Below are 16326 nucleotides of genomic sequence, written 5' to 3'. Positions count from 1 at the left end.
TCGGCGACCACGCCCTGTCGATGGACTTCCTGTCGGCCTCCGGGGTGCCCGACCCGGCGAAATTTCCCCACCTCGCAACCGGAACCACGACCGCCATGACACAACCACCACCCGAGCCCCACGACACCACCCCAAACCACGCCGACAGTGTCGGTCCGTTGCCCACCAATATCGTTCACGCGATCGGCGACCTCGTAGCCTCCGGCAGGATCGACGATGCCCGACATGCCTTCGCCCGCCTCACCGCCCACCTCGACACCACTGAACGCGACATCCTCCAACGCGTCATCACCACCCTGACCACCCGCGCCTACCCGGTCGCGGTCGCGCGGCTCCGATGGGCCGCCGACCGCTACCCCGAACATCGCGAATTGATCCTCGCCGCAATCCCTGCCACCGACCCCCGCCTCCACCAACCACCCGACAACACCCGGCCTGCCCGCGAGCCGCGCACCGCCGCGCGCGATCACCGCGAATACGTGGATCCCACACGGCGGCGTCCAGCCCTCCACGACCTCGGCCGCGACGCGTTCGACACCTACACCCAATCCTTCGCCGACCTCGACGCCGACCCCGCCCACCTACCCGTCCCCGAAGGAACTGGCACCACGCGCCACCGGCCCGGCAAACAGGCACCAGAACGCTCCGACACCACCAGCTTCCTCGCCGGCACCGGCCACACCGTCGACTACGACCGCTACGCAGTTCCCGACCACCACGAACTCCCGTGCCTCGCCTGCGGACTCGAACGCGCCCGCACCGACACCCACCAACACCACTGCGACGACGGACTCTGCAACACCTGCCGAGACGACAACCAACCCGGCATCCCCCACCACAACCCCGCCGATCACATCACCGCCCGCTGCACCTTCATCACCGACCGACAGCCACCCGCCGCAGCGCTGGCACTCCTGCGAAAAGACTGGCGCCACACCCGCAACCCAGCCGACCGCGCGACTATCGAAGCCTTCGCAGACGCACTCCTGACAGCCGAAACCCCCGCCAGCCAGAACAATTCATCGCAAGACCTCGGCAGCGACAGCGGGTTCGATCCATCCAACCCGACTCACATGCTCACCGATACCGAACTCGTCCAAGCCATCGGCACCCTCGAACTCCGCACTCAACTCGCCGACGACGAGGCCACCATCTACGGCCCAGCACCCGGCACCACGAACACCGCCGACCCGGTCGATACCGGCTGGCTGGAAGAAGAACTCACCGAACTACACGCCGAACACACACGCCGCGCCCACCTCACACCCGAACAAACCACCACCGAACACGCACAGCGCGCCCAGCGCGAAGACGGAATCGAACACTGGTCTGCCCTCGAACACACTGGCCCGGACACCAGCACAGCTGCCGAAACCGACAGCCCTGAGCTCTAGCAACAACCGACCATACCGCTACCCGACCCCAGCACCGCTGGCAGCTCGAATCAGAGTGAGCAGGAAGGCCGCACCGCCCAGTGGATTGCCGCTTGTGCGGTCAGCCGTGAACTGCGCTGGTCCGGCTGCCCACGTGCACGAGTGAGGACCAGCTGACACAAGCAGGTTTGGATCGCCCGGTCCTCCGCCTGCCACCAGATCGACAACGGCTCGCAGCGCCTGTGAGCCGAGAGGATCACCAGTAGTCCTGGCCGCGATGCCACGGCGGCTCGGGCACCGTTCTGACCGCGAATTTGTCTTTCGCGTATTCCCGCTGGCGTTCTTCGCGCTCGCGGCGGACCTCCTCGGCGAGATCGTAGATCACATCGAGGTCGTCATCAGTGCCGCCCATAATCTCGACACTGATGTAGCCGTCTTCGACTTCGTAGTCGAAGCAGACGATTTCCTCGGCGGCGTGGCGCGCGCAACCGGGCACGGTGACGGTGGTCTCGTCGTCGAAGATCCGCACACGTACCCGGATGTCACCGCCACTGCACGGTGAGTATCCCCAGCTCAGGCGGCGGGAACGGTCGGCGCTGAGCAGGCATCCCCGGCTGTGGACTGCTTCGGCCGTCATCGACAACACACCCGCCGATTGCATCGCAGATTCGAGCCGGTCGTGCAGCGGTCCGCCGGTGATTCGATCCAGCTCTTTCAGCTTCGCGTCCACCCCGTAGTAGGCGGCGGCAACGGTTCTCCAGTCGACACAGTGGAGTTCGGCGTCCTCACGAACACGTTTGAGGTCGTTGAGCACCTGGTGGAGCGTCGTGCGGAAATCCTCGTAGACGTCGTTCTGGCTCACTGTGTCTCGCTGCCAGTAGGGCACGACCACGGTCGTCGGGTTCAGTCTGGCGGACTGAAGCGCAACGACCTTCGGCATCAGCGCATCCGCCGCGGCAACGATATCCACGCGGGACGGATCCTCCATGCCGGTCGGACCGAGCTGTTCGGCATCATCACGACGCCAATACTTTTCGATTCCACCGATGGTGACCTTCGTCGGACGTAACCGCGCGTTCCTTCGCACCTGCTCGCGTACCTGCGCAGCCAGCTCATCGCCGCGGCGGAGAGCTTCGGAATATTTCACGTTGTCTTGCGCCGCGATCCGGCGAGCCCGGCGTCGTCGCCGTGAACTGGTGTTTTTCGGCATGTCCTCGTCCATTCCCGGCTCGGGCACCCACGCCACCCTGCCGTGCGACGAAGCAAGCATGCGACCACGGATAAGGAAACGCGGGCCCCGGGAAGGACCTTGGCCCTCAACGTCACCAAAACCGGCGTGGGCGAGGCAACTCAGGCTAGAACGAGGAGCACGTGCGCGTCCTGACACTCCACCTACAGCCTATCCTCCCCGCCCCGCACAGGAGCCAACTTCGTCGCGACTCGCCGCGACGCCGCGGTCGCTGTGCTGGTCGCCCCGATCGGCTTCCCACTTCGAGCGGGCCAGTCCCGCACCTACACATCAAGCCATCGACGCGTTTCGCAGACAGTACATCATCGCTACACTCGGCCGGGCCGAGCACCACCTGCGGCCCGGACCCACACCGTCTTCGGTCCGTAGCGCTGGCATCCAGCATGCATTCCGGATGCGACAGACCCACGCTCGGCTCGGATCTCCATTCGTTCAGCGGGAGCGTCCTTCTCGTCCTCGTTCTCTTTCCAGAGCCCGCGCGCGAGCTTCCCGGCCCGCACGGGTCGAACCCCTGTGCGGTTCGATACCGCGGTACCGCGAGTCGTCACCTGGCGCCGGAAACGAACGCCGCAGCTTGTCGGCGACATCATCGGGCAGCCGTTCCAGAAAGCGTTCCCTCGCTTCGCGCTGCTCACGCAGGCGCCGGGCTTCACGCTCGGCTGCTATGCGCCGTTCAGCCTCGGCGCGTGCCCGCTCGGTCATGTCGCGGAATCGTTCAAGGGTGTAGGTCAGCCGGCCGGCGCGATGGTGAGCTTGTGCGATCGCGTCGAATCCTCGCTCGGCGCCGTCACGAAATCGCCCGTACATCTTCGCCAGCCGCTCACCTCGCGTGCGAGCATGCTGCTCCCGCGACTTCCGAACACGATCAGCTTCCCGTTGCGATCGTTGCCGGGCCTCCCGTTCTTGTTGGCGCTGCTTCAACCGGTCGCGAGACAACCCGGGCAATTCCAGCTGCCGTGCCCGCGCGATGCGTTGGCCTTCCAGGATCGCCAGCCGCGCGTCCTCACGCGAGACGACGCGATGTTCGAACCTGTCAGGGAACTCGCGCGCGGCCAGGTTCAGCATGGTCTGGACCTCACGCGAGATCGTCTCGCCTTCCACTGTCTCCCAGCGGCTACTGACGAGGTTGCCTTCTCGCAGCGCGTCGATTTCCTTCTCGATCTGCCGGACCGCCTCACGGCCCTCAACGCGACCCGATTTCCTTTCGCGGCTCTTGTCGACCTTGCCGGTGCGGGGATTGACCTGGGCCGAATCAAGGATCCGCCCTTCACTGCCGAGCGGAACCTGCTGTCGCCATCCAGCCTCGCGGGTCTCCTTCTCGAGATACGCCCGCCCGATCTCGAAATAGCGGCCTCGCTCGTACGCCGGCATCCCGTTGCGAAGCGCGTCGTACCTGTCTGGCCGGTCACTCATGCGACATCACAGCGTTCCCCCGGCGCTGTGCGAACCGTTAGGCCGGTGTGCCTGCTACGCGAATGGCGTAGTCCAGGTGCTCGGCGCTCTCGATCCGAAACAACGTCTCGACCATGCTCACCGGCTCTTCACGATGCCCGTCCACGAAATGCACCGCAGGACGGAAACCGTCGTCCGCATACAGCGGGTTGTAGGTGAGCTTGCTCGTGGTCCACACCATCCCAGGATGTTGATGACGAATGCATTCGCCCACGAACCGAATGAATTGGTCTGCCTTGGAGTGGTTTTCAGGCGCGATGAAGCCTTCCCAGCTCGCGAAGAGCACTCGAGCTTCTTCGATGATGCGAGTCGACAGCGGTGCCTGCCACCAAGGATCCGAGTAGTCCGCGATACCCGCGACGGTCTCAGTCAGAAACGCACGGATCGCCGATTCCATGCGGTCTGGGTCGCTCCACTCCAGCCACGCCTGCGTCTGGCCGTCGAACTCGATCTCGAAGCCCAGCTGGCTCTGGTCGTCAGTCATCACTGCTTCCCCTGCAAATGTCGTGACCGCTCATATCGGTGGCTCTGAGGTTCATTCGCAGCCACACTCAGCGAGGACACCTCGCGTCAGAAGGACGAAGCTACCAGCGTCAGCCCATGAAACGCATACCCAGCTCGTCGGCCGGGCCCGTGCCGCAGGCGCCGAGGGTGGCCACCCGGAGGGCGCTGGGACATGGGAATGGATTTTACGGGCGCCCTAATCGGGGCGGTTACTCATGGTGAGGATCGGAGGCCGTCGTGGAGGTATGCGACTCGGCCGGTTTGTCGAGCATGGAGGGCAGCCTCGACCCGTTTCCATAGCCCGGGCCTGAGCCGGTGCTGGGCTTGGGCCGGCGGGCAGAATTCGTATGCGGTTAGTTCGTTGTCGCCGATGCGGATGATGGAGATTTGTGCGTCGGAGAGCTCGATGCCGCCGAAGATGAATGCGAGCCAGTCGTCCCATTTGCTGTGTGGTGATACCCAGTCCACGCACAGCAGGTGCAGTTGGTTGGTGGGGAGGTCGAGGCCGAGTTCTTCGCGGAGTTCGCGTTGTGCTCCGAGGTCGGGGGGTTCGTTGGCTTGGATGTTGCCTCCGGGGAGGTCCCATCCGGGTTTGTAGTAGGGGTCGACGAGCAGGATCTGGCCATGCTGGTCGAGTAGCAGTACGTCGGCGCTGACGAGTTTGCGCGGGAGGGTGGCGTTTCCTTCGGCGATATGCGCGGCATAGGCGGCGGGGTCGCGTTCGTACAGGGGTCGCTCCACGGCACTCATAACACCACCTTCCTGGTTGATCCTGCTACGCGCGTCGCGTCACTGCCGGGGTCGGGACGCGTCATGTGATCGTGGTGAATCGGGAGCTGGATTGGTTTAAGATCATGGCGGGGATCGGCATAATCTGGCTTGAGGTTGCGGTTCGATACGAGGGATACCCGCTCCGCACCTGCAGCTGCGCGAGCGGATATTCCCTGTCTTGAACCGTGTTCCACGCAAGACGCTGCCAATGCCCGCGATTTAACCGGCGGGGTACAGACTTTCAGGGGCCCGACAAGGCCGTGACCCTTCTGCGCTGTCCTGCACCGACCATAAGCGCCGCTGAATTTGCCGTTACAACACAAGCAGGCAACCTGCAGTAACCGTCGGCCACTACGGACGGTGCTCCCAGACTTCCGGGGTGTCGCCTTCAGTCCACCGCTCGATGGCTTCAATGATCTCACCAGCGGCACGCCGCGGGCTTAGAGAATTGGCGTCGATCACGAGATCGGCCGTATCCGCGAGCCAATCGCTGCGGGCGTTGATGTAGGTGGGTACCTGTTGTAGCCGCCAACTGGCCGCCCGGTACAACACCTCGTCTTCGCTGATGCGCTGCCGTAGCGTTTTCGGGCTGACATCGACCAGCACGTGACGCAGCGAATACTCCAGTTCCGCGATGCCGTTGGCGATCTCGGTCCAGTACCTATGGTTCAGTACCGTCTGCACGATCACCAGGTTCTGCCCGGTCTCGGTGGCGATATCGTCTGCGACGAACGGGACCAACCGCCGCCACGACGGCAGGTCCTGAAAGTCGTCGACCTCCACATCGGGGAACTGTGCCCTCAGCATGAATCCAACGAACTCCGGATCGAACAGCCGCCAGTGCTGCGGATCGGCCGCAACCAGCTCTTTCGCGATAGATGTCTTACCGGCGCCGAAACCGCCGTTCAGCCAAACAAACAAGATTTCCCCCTGGATCGGGTGTTCACAGACGATGGACGACAACGACGACCCCGCGCTGAAACGTGCGACCCGCATGCCGACACTGCGCGCCCGGCAGTTCACCGGTAGGTCGTCGACCACGAGAATCCGGGCACCGAACCCGATCGCGGAGTCCGGCGACCGTGCAGGGTGGTGAACGGGTTGGCCACAATCGTTCACCCCGGTGCTTCACAGGAAGCCCAGGTCATGTTCGTCATGCCATGTGATTGCTCCGTCGGAGTTCCACGAATTCACCGTAGCCCCAATCATTTTCACTGCGGATTGGATGGCTTCCACCGAGTCCCGTCCGCTCGCTGCATGAAGGACAGGCTCGTCGGCTGCGCCGTCGATACGGAAGGGAGCGTGCCAGTGCCGGCCCTGTTCGTAGGGCAGACCGATCGAGACGATGACCGGGCTGTTGTTGCGGAGCAGCTCACGCCGTGCGATCACCTGATGTCCCACCCACTCATCGCTGCTCCCGGTCCACCGATGCTGTTGGTCGATCCGCCGCATGACCCGGCACCCGGAGCAGACCGGCTCCCACCGGACAGTCCGCGCACCCGGTCGAAGCGGTCCTGTATTGGCGCGGAGAGCGGTTTGCGTATCCTGCTGTGCTGCATTGCATTTCCTTCTCGGCTGTTGGCTACGGCTGGACGATCATGCAGATCAGGGTCCGGCCGTCTTGGGTGGTGGTTGTGACGAGTTCGTGTGTGATGGCGGTGATTTCGTAGCCGACCTGCTCGGTGATCTCCACCTGCCAGCGGTCGGCCGAGTCGGGCTCAATACTCACGCAGTACCGGGTGTCGGCCGGGGTCTTGTTGATCCCGGCCTGGACGAAGTCGGTCGTCAGCGGGTACCGGCTGCCATCGCGATCGACTCCCTCAGCATCGGGCGCGAGAAACGCCGCCGCGTCGATGCCGGACCGAGCGACGTAATAGGCCCGGTTGAACGCCAGAACCACGCCGGGCCCGGTGCGGGTGTCGCCTGATCCGGTGCCCGACACCGACAAACCGGCGGCGGACTGCCTGCATCCCTCGGTGGCGTGCGGGTCCACGCCTGGGGCCGCCGGTGTCGAGCTGGCTGGCGGAGTGGACATGCGTGTGTGCCGGTGACCTGCATGGATCGTGGTCAGGATCACGACCACGACGACGGCCGTCACAGCGACGATGATTGCCATGCCGGCGAGTCGACCAGCGAGGCGGCTGTCTCGCTGTCTTTTCGGTCGTCGGCGCAGTCCTTGCCCGGGGTTGCTCCCGGTCCGGTCGACGATGCGCGGCGTGGCTGGTCCGTCGTCGGTGTCCTTGCTCCACAGTGAGTTGCGCTGGATCACTACGCTGGGTCGGTACTGCGGTGCGCTGGGCGGCTGTCCGTCGAGCCACTGATTCCAGCTGCCTTCGCGGTTGCCCTCGGGACAGCTGGGATCCGTGGCCGGTTGCGGCTGCGGGCGGCGGATGCGTCGTTGTGGTGGTGTGCGCCGCGGTGTGGGCACCATCGGCAGACCGGTGTCGAAGGGGTTGTCAGGCATGCTGATTCAGTCTGACCGTCCGGCTTCGCGTTCGACCAGTTCGCGGAATCGGCGGTAGGCGCTGCAAATCTGTTCCCCATCGGAGGGTTCCGGTGGCGGAGCGCCGTGGTTGCGGAGCTGGTTGGCTGTCGATTTCCGTTCGCTCTCGTTGCAGCTTCACTGCGTTGAGGTACTGCGCAAGTGGTGTGATCGGCTCGCGCCACGGCCCCATGAGGCGATGTCGTAGTCGGCCGTGTATCGGCGGAGAGTCATAGCGGGTGAGATCGTCGAGGCGCTGGCGCCATTGCGGGTCTCCGATCGCCTTCAGATATCCGATGTGAGCCTTTCTGATGTGTTGGCTGTCCCCGACGTGTGCTGCGGGGAGCAGCAGGTTGCGCTTAGCTTCTGCTGCCTGTGCGGCCGGGAGGGCGTCCGGCTCCCTGAGCTGCTGTTGGTATCGCTGGATGGGTGTCGTATCGTCCAAGCCCAATTCGTCAGCCAGTCCCATGGCGTGTGCATCCTTCTATCTGGTGAGTTCGGTCGGAAGGGGCTGGAGATCAACTAATGGTGACGTGGCCACCGCGGGTCCGTCTCCGCTTTCACGGGGTGGCATATCCGATGAGCGCACCGATGCCGGCGCCGATCGGGACCGTGACCAGTGCGCCGACGCCGCCGAGGAAGAACCCGAGCACGGCGCCGATGCCGCCGCCGATTAGTGCGCCGACGCCGGCGTTGTGCTGTTTGCGGGCGATGGTGTCAGAGGCGTCGTCGACCGGGTGCGCCGCGGCCGACGCCGGTGCGAGGGTCAGTGTCCGCCTGTCATCACTGATCGAGGCCGGCGCAGGAACCAGACCGGATTCGGTGGTGCGCAAGCCGAGAGGGATGGTGGTGACGGTGGCGTCCGCGGCATCGATCACCGCAACCGAACGTGCATCGGGGCGCGCAGCGAAGCGGCTGTTGGTCGCGCGCACGACCGCGCTATGGCCGTCCGCGCCGGTGACGGTGTAGCCGACGCCGTGATCGGTCAAATCGGTCGATGCGGTATGGGCGGGGACCGGTGCGGCGTGTGCGGTGCCCGGGGCTGCGGCGATGGCGGCGGAGGCGAGTATCGCTGCGGTGACTGTGTTGTTCTTCATCTGTTCTCCTACTTGTGATTTCGTGCGGCGATGAGTTCACCGACGTGTGGCCGGTTAGGTCGGCGAGGTTTCTGGTGCCGAGGATTTGCGTGTCCGGGGGCGGCTGCTTGGCCGGCAATGGTGATGAGCCACAGGTGTCCGCCGTGGTGATCGCGTTCGCCGATGTCGCACAGCCACTTCTGCTCGCGCAGACCACATACCGCGCTCCGCACGCTGCGGATCCGCTGCAGCTGTGGCTCGGTGTTGATTTGCCCGCAGCTGCGGGGATTGCCGTCTGTCATCAACTGCAGAATTTGTTGCTGAGCGCGGCCCCGGCCTCGAGGTTGCATCCGCTGGCTCCTGCGGTCGTTCGGGTGGTTTGCTTGACTGGTCGTGTCATGACCGGGCCAGCAAGGGGGCTGCGGCCATCGTCGGGCCGGTTGTGCTCGAGACGCGGCCGCTCAACGAGGGCTCAAGGCCGATCCCGAAGTCCAGGGCGTGCCGCACGATCCTCGTCACCCAGGCATGGAAACTCTGGTAGTTCGCGCCGGTGGACATCCGCAACTTGATGCCCTTGGGGGCCAGCCGCATTCGCGCATCGTGCTCGATGGCGACCCGTGCCCAATCAAACTGAACGCACGGCAGCCCGGCTGCGACGGTGAGCGCCAGTGGGTCGGCTGCTTTCGATCCTGTCCATTTAGCGAACCATCGGTCGTATCCAGCGGCCACCAGTCGCGCCCACGGCGGCGCGTTGTCAGCCGCGAGCAGCTGGTACACCTCGCTGACGCGGGTAATCTCCGCCTCGGGAGTGAAGGTGACATCCGAAGTCACCAGCGACATGATCAGGTCGGGTGCCGACCAGATCGCCCGTGCGCTCGCCGGGTCCAGTCGAGGGTTGTGACTGGCGCGGGACGAATCGCGGTAGCGCTCGGCCAGCCCGCCGCCCATCAGCGTGATAACCAGCCGCTGCGCCAGTTCCGGTGCGGCCCTGTACAAGTGGGCCAGGTTAGTCAGGGGGCCCTGCCCTATCCAGGCCGCACGGCCGCTGTCACCCAGCACCGCTCTGACAGCGTCGATGATCGAGCCGGTGATCGGCAGAGACGGCGGCGGGAAATCGGCGGGCACCAGCCCGTCACACACCCATCGGGCTTCAGCACCCTCGATTTCTTGGCCCGCGACGACCACGACACTGGTCCGCCCACAGCGATTGAGCAGATACCGCACCAAACGTGCCCGCTGCCCGCCGCCGAACTCATCGCTGGTCACGACGAGCCGCAGAGGCAACGCGATAGCGGCGATCACCAGCGCCAGCAGATCGTCGGGGTCGTAGCCGGCGTCGGTGCAGATGCACACGGGCAGCCGACGGCGCGTCGTCGACGCCGGCGAGAAACTGTGAATCAACGGGATCTCCTGGTGTCAGTCGGTCGCTTGGGCCGGCCGGCTTTCCGGCAGCGGGGCGCCGGCGGGGATGAAGCTGTCGTCGGCCCATCCGGTGAGCGCGCGCAAGGGGGTGGTGTAGTCCGAGCCCGACAGTGGGGATCCTGGAAGGTCGGGAACGGCGAAGGCGTCCACCAGATCCGGCAGCCGCTGCGCGAGGACGTGCCGATTCTCGGCCAGCTCGAGGGCGAGCGCGCCAGCGGCCGGGACAGCTGTGTGTAGTCGATGCTGGTGGGCGCTGAACCATCCGTGTCGCGCGTAGACGCGTCCGCCGGCGTAGGCGGCAGCGATCGTGGCGAGCACATTCCGGGTGTCGGAGTCAGTGGTTTCAGCGGCCGCGATCAGTGGCGCGGTGGCCAGCGCTCGTTCGATGGCCGCCTCGGTGAGCTCGATGGCGGCCGAGTCGGGGCCCAGGACAGGTCCCGCGGTCATGGTGTCGCCGAGGCTGATAGCTTCGGCGATCACTCGCTCACGCTCGGCGAGTGCCTGGACGAGTTCGGGAAGCTGGGCCGGGGTGCCCGGCAGGTCCAGCTGACCGGTCCGCAGCAGCGAATGACCGGCTTTGACCTGCATGGCCTGGATGACGCCTTCGGCGATCATCGCGGCCAAGGTGTTGTCGTGCCATTCGGCGAGGCGGCTGACGATCGTCGCGCCGTGGGCACCGGTGTTGAGCCGGCACATCAGCAGGTGCTGGTGAGCGAGGGTGGTGAACGAGACTTTCGCCAGCATCGCCCACACCGTCATCTCGGGATCACTCCCCTGGGCGTCTGCGCGCATGTCCCCGAGGTAGCGGACGAGGATCGTCGCCGTGTAGAGGTCGGTGACGGCGGTAACCAGATCGGTTCGCACCGGGTCGCGGTCGGCCATCCGGCGGCCAGGCTGCTGCGGATGGAACTGGTGCCCGCCTCGCTGCCCGGCGAAGGTGTGCAGCCCCGCCACTGCGGCCCGGGCCGCGGCCAGCGAGGCCCGGCCCAGATCCAGCCGGCCGTCTTGCAGTTTCGCGGTCGCCCGGTGGAACCTTTCGCGCTCCGGCACGCGGCATTCGAACTGTCCGTCAAGGGTGAAGCGCGCCCAATCACCGCCCAGCAGAGCATCTTTCGGAACCCAGCAGTCGCGGAAACGGAACGCGTAGTGGGGCAGGGTCGAGATCCCTTCCGGCAGCAACTGCGCGTCGACTCCCGGAGTGAAGTTGGTGCCGTCGTGCAGGCGGAGCAGGATCGGCAGGACCCCTTCGTCGCGGCCGTCGACGATCAGACGGGCGGTGACCACCATGACCGTGGGCAGGCCTGGGTATTTGCCGTTGGGTTTGAATTTGCACGCGCGGATATCCACGGTGCGCAGCCACAGGCCCTCGGTGGCGGGATCGTAGATCGCGAGGGTGCGGCAGTTGGCGCCGTTGGTGCCCCCGACCTCGGTGATGCCGGCCAAGCCGAGGGCCGCGCCGCGATCGAGGTCGGCGAGTATCTGCTGCTGGTAGAGCGATCCGTTGCCGAGCGTGGTGATCGCGCCGATCGCGAGGTCCAGATGACCAGTCAACGGCGTCAGCCCCTGCGGGGCAAGTACCGCGATCTCCTCGCTGAGCACACCCCGCAGCTCGGGGTCGGCAGCGATCGCGACAGCGGATCCACCGATCGCGGACATCACCGATTGCAGCTGTCCCGGCCCGCGCTCCGCTTTCTGCATATAGGTCATGCCTGGCTCGGGGACGTGGCCGACCGCGGCCGCGGCCTCGCGCACCATCGCACGGCGCGTCTGATCGGCACCGAACAATGCCACGTTCAAGGCGGCAGCCGCCAGGGGTGTGCCCGAGGCGGCTGTATCGGACGGTTCGTCGGCGGTGACTGCGGGATCGATGGTCGTCATGACGTTTCCTTTGCGGTGGTGCGGTGCGACAGCTTCGGTACGGGTGGCCGATGGCGTCGCCGAATTCCTCTGAGCGATACGGCTTTTGGCGTGGGGTCGGGCGTGGGCGGGTGGGCGGTTGCCGAAGGCTCGGCCGGCGCTTGTCAGGTGAGGAGGCGGACTTCTCGCAGCGCCTCGTCGAGGTCGGCGTGGGCGGTTCGGGCGCGGACTATGGCGTCGACAAGGGCGACTGCGTGTGCGGGAGGGAGGTTTTCGCACAGCGCGGCCAACTCGGCGTGGTCGGCTCCCCATCGCTCGGCGTGGTGCGGTTCCTCAGCCCGGGCGCGGATGGCGTCGGCGAGCTGGGTGGGTGCCTCGTACCACCACCGAGAGTCCATCTGGTCGGTCGGCGGGATGATGTCGCACAGCGTCCGCGCTTGTGCGCTGGTCAGCTCGATCGTCGCGAGGTAGAGGTTGACCTCTTCGGGTGTCATCCCGATGCCGTCGGGGTCGAGGGAGGCCGTCAGGCCTGGCACGGCGGGCATGGTGGCCTCCTTATTTGTCGGCGGGCAGGCGGGCGGGCAGAGGGGTGGTTTTGGTGAATGTGACTGGGAATTCGGCCAGGGCCCGGTGAAAGGGGCCGGGGCGCCATACGGGGTGCGGGTTGGTCGGTACGAGGTCGGGCACCGCGTCGAGCAGCATTTCGATCCCTGTTCCGGCGATGAGCTTGGCCGCGTCTCGTGCCCCAGCAGGGCAGGCGTGGCGGCCGGTGAGCCATCCCAGGTGCCAATCGGCCGCCCGCAGATCGCCCTTGTTCACCCGTGGGTCGTTGTTGCAGGCGGCGATGCTGATCACGACAGGCTGATTGGCCGGCAGCCAGATGCGCTGGCCGTTGGGTTGATCGACGACGCACGGCCGCCTGGGATAGGTGGTGCCGAAGTTGGCCATCGGCGGGTTGCAGATCAACTCCGCGTCCAACGCGTCGGGGATCGTTGCGCTGGAACTCTTTGCGCTGGAAAGAAACCGGTCATCGGTGACCATGCGCAACACTGTGTTGGCCAGCAAATTGACTGTCGGTTCAATAGCCGCGCCGAAGAGCAGCACCAGCTGATGGATGGCTTCGTTGTCGGACAGCCGAGTGTGTTCGCCGGGCTCGGTGGGGAATCGGAGAAGTCGCGTGGTGATGTCGTTTCCGGAGCGGATGCGTTTGCTGGCGACAACCCGCCCCAGGGCGTGAGCCAGGTCCTCTTCGACGGTCTCGGTGCCGGTGGTGGAGTTGAACATGCGCGCCATGGCGTCCGCGACCTGGCTGCCGGCCTCGGCCGTGCAGCCGATCAGCGCGTTGAGTACGGAGAACACCAGCGGGTTCGCGTAATCGGTGAGGACGTCTGCCCGGCCCTCACCGCAGAATCGTTCGATCAACGCTTCCGCGGTCCGCACGACCTGGTCGCGCAGACGGTGGTGATCGATGCCTGCGAGGCTGTCGTTGATCGCGGCACGCAAGCGCGTGTGAACGGCACCGTCCGCGTGCAGCACGTTGGGACGCCACTGGGTCATCGGTCTGATCGGGCATCCCGCTGGCATACTGTCCTGCCAGGCACGGGGGTCTGCGGGGAAATGCTCGTCGTCGACGAGGATTTTGCGGGCGGTGTGCCAGCCGATCACCAGGGTCGCGGGCACCTCGGGCGCCAGCAGGACCGGGATCAGCGAACTGCCGCCATAGTTGTCGCGCATGTGCTGGTAGATCGCATGCGGATTGTTCGCGAATTCCGTTGAGAACAAGCTGATTCGGGGCCCGACCTCTTCGATCGGCGTCGGCGGCGCGCCGGCAAGTGCCGCGGATGGGTGCTGCATGGTCAAGGTCTCTCCTACGGAAGCCGGAACGGCCGCGCGGGTGGGAAGCGCGCAGGCAGCTGCGTCAAAGCGCGGGCGAACGGGTCGTTCACCCACTCGAGCTGGTGCGCGGGTGTGGTGAGTTGCAGTTCGGGAAGGGCGTCCCACAGCTGGTCCAGCCCCGTCCGAGCGATCAAGGTGGCCGTCGACGCGGCCGGGCACGCGTGGGCGCCGGCACCGAAGGCCAGGTGTGCGCGGTTGCCCTTGCGGTTATCGCTGACCACCGCGGGGTCGGCATGGCACGCCGCGAGACCGACCAGCAGCGGCTGGTTTTCGTGCAGCGTGCCGACCTGGTCGAGGACTTGCATCTGCCGCGGGAACCGCGGCGCCGCGATCGACACCGGCGGATGTGCATGCAGGACCTCGTCGATTGCTTCCTGCGCCGACAGCGCTCCGCCGAGCACCTCGCCGCCGAAACGGTCGTCGGTCATCGACAACAGAATGGCGTTGCCGATCAAGGCCCACGTGGGAGCCAGGTATGTCGACAACAGCACCAACTGGTCGGCGATCTCCTCGTCGGTCAGCCCCGCTGAATGCGCCGTCAGCCACGACGCCACATCGGCGCCAGGACACCGCCGTTTCGTCTTGGCGGTGTCGAGGCCCACCTCGCGCAGCAGCGCCCGGCCCCGTTCGAGGACCGGTGGATCGGCCGTCTGCACCGCGATCAGGGCATCGAGCACGATCCGGGCAGTGTCCGGCGCGAACCCGAGCACGCGGTGCATCGTCTCGGCGACGAGAGGCCGTGCGAATTGCGCGACGAGATCGGCCTCGCCGGCCTGGCAGAACTGATTGATCAGGCGAACTGCCGCCTCGGCGACCGACGCCTCGACAGCGTAGGTGTCGATCTCTGTGAGGCTGTCGACTATCGCCTTCCGCAACCGCAGCCGCGTGTCGCCCGAGGTATGCAGTGCGTCCGCTCGTGGCCCTAGGACCACGAGCGCCCGAGATCCAGCGTCTGCATGCTCCGACCAGGCCTGCGGATCCGCCGGATAGCGGTCGTCCTGATGGAGGATATCCACCGCGAGCTGGAAGCTGGTGACCAGCGTCGCCGGCGCACCCACGTCGACCGGCACGAGGTCGCCGTGCCGATGCCTCATCTCCCGATACACAGCGTGCGGGTCGACGGCGAACTCCGGGCCGCTGATCGGCGAAAACGACACGTCCCGCCCGGGCGGTCCGTGGCTGATCGGGCACGCGGCGGGACGAGCGGACGAGGGCAGGGACACGAAAACTCCAGACGTCAGTGGTGGGGCCAGTGAAAGGCGCGCGTAACCAGTCGCGAGCTCGTCAGGGCAAGGTCGGATGCGGCTCGGCTGCATCGACGGCTTTGGTTGCGTCGCAGTGCGTGTGGCGGATCGCGGGCTGCGGTCAGCTGCAGAGTGTCGTGGATCGGTGAGATTCGGCTGCCGGGATGTGGCGCGCGCGCCAGTCGTCGTAGGCATTGCAGGCCGCGACGACGTCGTGGCAGGTGTGGGTGGTGGCGTTCACCGCCCAGTACACGACTCGCGCGGCGAGAAGGCCCGGTTGCGTCTGGCCGACAGGCAGCGTCTGGCAGGCCAGCGCGTCGAACGCGGATATGAAGCCTTGTGCCGCAGTGTCGACCTGGGACAGCCCGGCGACAGCGGAGTTGTATCCGAGCACGGCCGGCGGGGCGTCACATCGCCGCGCGGCTTCCCCGTGGTCGCGATACATCTTCGCCAGCTCACGCACCTTGCTCAACACCGGATGCTCGCACGCGCCGATATCTCCGCGCAGTGCCGCACGCACCGCACCCATCATGGCCGCCGCGTCGGGCCATGGATCGAGCGAACCAGCGCCCCCGCATCTCATCGCATTCCTCGCACGATGCAAAGCAGTTGCGCGGCATAGGTTTCCGTAGTCGGCGGAAGGTGCGGCAGTCTGGTCATTGCGTATCCCTCCTGTCAAATGGACACAAGGCATCCCCGCGCATGGTTCATCGATCGAATCGATGGGTGTCGATCGATGCTGCGCGGGCCGGTCACAGGAAGTGGAAGTGCCCGATGATCTGGGAAATGCCCTCTACGAGAACCATTTTCGGCATCTGCGCGGTGTCGGCGCAATAGCTCGCGGTGGTCAGTTGAAATGCTGACTTCTGACCACTAAATTCAGCCTTCACGGTGGGGCCGACGTTGGTATAGTGCGCGCCCGCGCATCGAGATAAGCCAGCGACAGCACGGCGAGGTCGGGTCCTTGGTCGCTCGCTCGACAAGCGCTGACAACACGGAT

14 protein-coding genes and 1 pseudogene are annotated in these 16326 nt (G+C 65.8%); 1 reads left to right on the top strand and 14 read right to left on the bottom strand.

Annotated elements, in window-relative coordinates; all coding sequences use genetic code 11:
* Positions 1–1394 (top strand): annotated as a pseudogene (locus A5780_RS41345) (hypothetical protein); the annotation flags it as partial.
* A 235-nt stretch (positions 1395–1629) separates the two neighbouring features.
* Here the strand turns inward: A5780_RS41345 and A5780_RS26210 are convergent.
* From A5780_RS26210 to A5780_RS26140, 14 genes are all read right to left on the bottom strand, one after another.
* Positions 1630–2610: a hypothetical protein gene (locus A5780_RS26210; protein ID WP_157126620.1), complete on the bottom strand. Its 981-nt coding sequence runs from the start codon at positions 2608–2610 to the stop codon at positions 1630–1632.
* A 444-nt stretch (positions 2611–3054) separates the two neighbouring features.
* Positions 3055–4035 (bottom strand): hypothetical protein, encoded by a 981-nt coding sequence (locus A5780_RS26205; protein ID WP_156769668.1) that lies wholly within the window; start codon positions 4033–4035, stop codon positions 3055–3057.
* A gap of 37 nt (positions 4036–4072) precedes the next feature.
* On the bottom strand, positions 4073–4558 hold the full coding sequence (locus A5780_RS26200; protein ID WP_062968522.1) for a hypothetical protein: 486 nt from the start codon (positions 4556–4558) through the stop codon (positions 4073–4075).
* A 233-nt stretch (positions 4559–4791) separates the two neighbouring features.
* Complete coding sequence (locus A5780_RS26195) at positions 4792–5328, bottom strand: NUDIX hydrolase (RefSeq protein WP_062968520.1); 537 nt, start codon at positions 5326–5328, stop codon at positions 4792–4794.
* A 372-nt stretch (positions 5329–5700) separates the two neighbouring features.
* Positions 5701–6345, bottom strand: coding sequence for an AAA family ATPase (locus A5780_RS26190; RefSeq protein ID WP_197521872.1), 645 nt, complete (start codon positions 6343–6345; stop codon positions 5701–5703).
* A 132-nt stretch (positions 6346–6477) separates the two neighbouring features.
* Complete coding sequence (locus tag A5780_RS26185; RefSeq protein WP_062968516.1) at positions 6478–6801, bottom strand: hypothetical protein; 324 nt, start codon at positions 6799–6801, stop codon at positions 6478–6480.
* A gap of 130 nt (positions 6802–6931) precedes the next feature.
* Positions 6932–7813: a hypothetical protein gene (locus tag A5780_RS40300; RefSeq protein WP_156769667.1), complete on the bottom strand. Its 882-nt coding sequence runs from the start codon at positions 7811–7813 to the stop codon at positions 6932–6934.
* A gap of 578 nt (positions 7814–8391) precedes the next feature.
* The gene (locus tag A5780_RS42210; protein WP_062968510.1) at positions 8392–8928 is read right to left on the bottom strand and encodes a hypothetical protein; all 537 of its coding nucleotides are present in this window, start codon (positions 8926–8928) and stop codon (positions 8392–8394) included.
* Positions 8929–9303: 375 nt separating this feature from the next.
* Positions 9304–10308, bottom strand: a complete 1005-nt coding sequence (locus A5780_RS26165) for a nucleoside hydrolase (protein ID WP_167355075.1) — start codon at positions 10306–10308, stop codon at positions 9304–9306.
* Positions 10309–10323: 15 nt separating this feature from the next.
* The gene (locus A5780_RS26160) at positions 10324–12207 is read right to left on the bottom strand and encodes an acyl-CoA dehydrogenase family protein (protein ID WP_062968506.1); all 1884 of its coding nucleotides are present in this window, start codon (positions 12205–12207) and stop codon (positions 10324–10326) included.
* 143 nt (positions 12208–12350) lie between these two features.
* Complete coding sequence (locus tag A5780_RS41335; RefSeq protein ID WP_062968504.1) at positions 12351–12731, bottom strand: hypothetical protein; 381 nt, start codon at positions 12729–12731, stop codon at positions 12351–12353.
* A gap of 10 nt (positions 12732–12741) precedes the next feature.
* Complete coding sequence (locus tag A5780_RS26150) at positions 12742–14040, bottom strand: cytochrome P450 (protein ID WP_063917853.1); 1299 nt, start codon at positions 14038–14040, stop codon at positions 12742–12744.
* A 14-nt stretch (positions 14041–14054) separates the two neighbouring features.
* Positions 14055–15305 carry a cytochrome P450 gene (locus tag A5780_RS26145; RefSeq protein WP_063917852.1) on the bottom strand — a complete coding sequence of 417 codons (1251 nt, stop codon included), beginning with the start codon at positions 15303–15305 and terminating at the stop codon, positions 14055–14057.
* A gap of 142 nt (positions 15306–15447) precedes the next feature.
* On the bottom strand, positions 15448–15909 hold the full coding sequence (locus A5780_RS26140) for a hypothetical protein (protein WP_156769665.1): 462 nt from the start codon (positions 15907–15909) through the stop codon (positions 15448–15450).
* Positions 15910–16326: the final 417 nt, after the last annotated feature.

It is taken from the genome of Nocardia sp. 852002-20019_SCH5090214 (assembly GCF_001665865.1).
Lineage (GTDB): Bacteria > Actinomycetota > Actinomycetes > Mycobacteriales > Mycobacteriaceae > Nocardia > Nocardia nova.
This window is presented reverse-complemented; position numbering and strand designations above follow the sequence as displayed.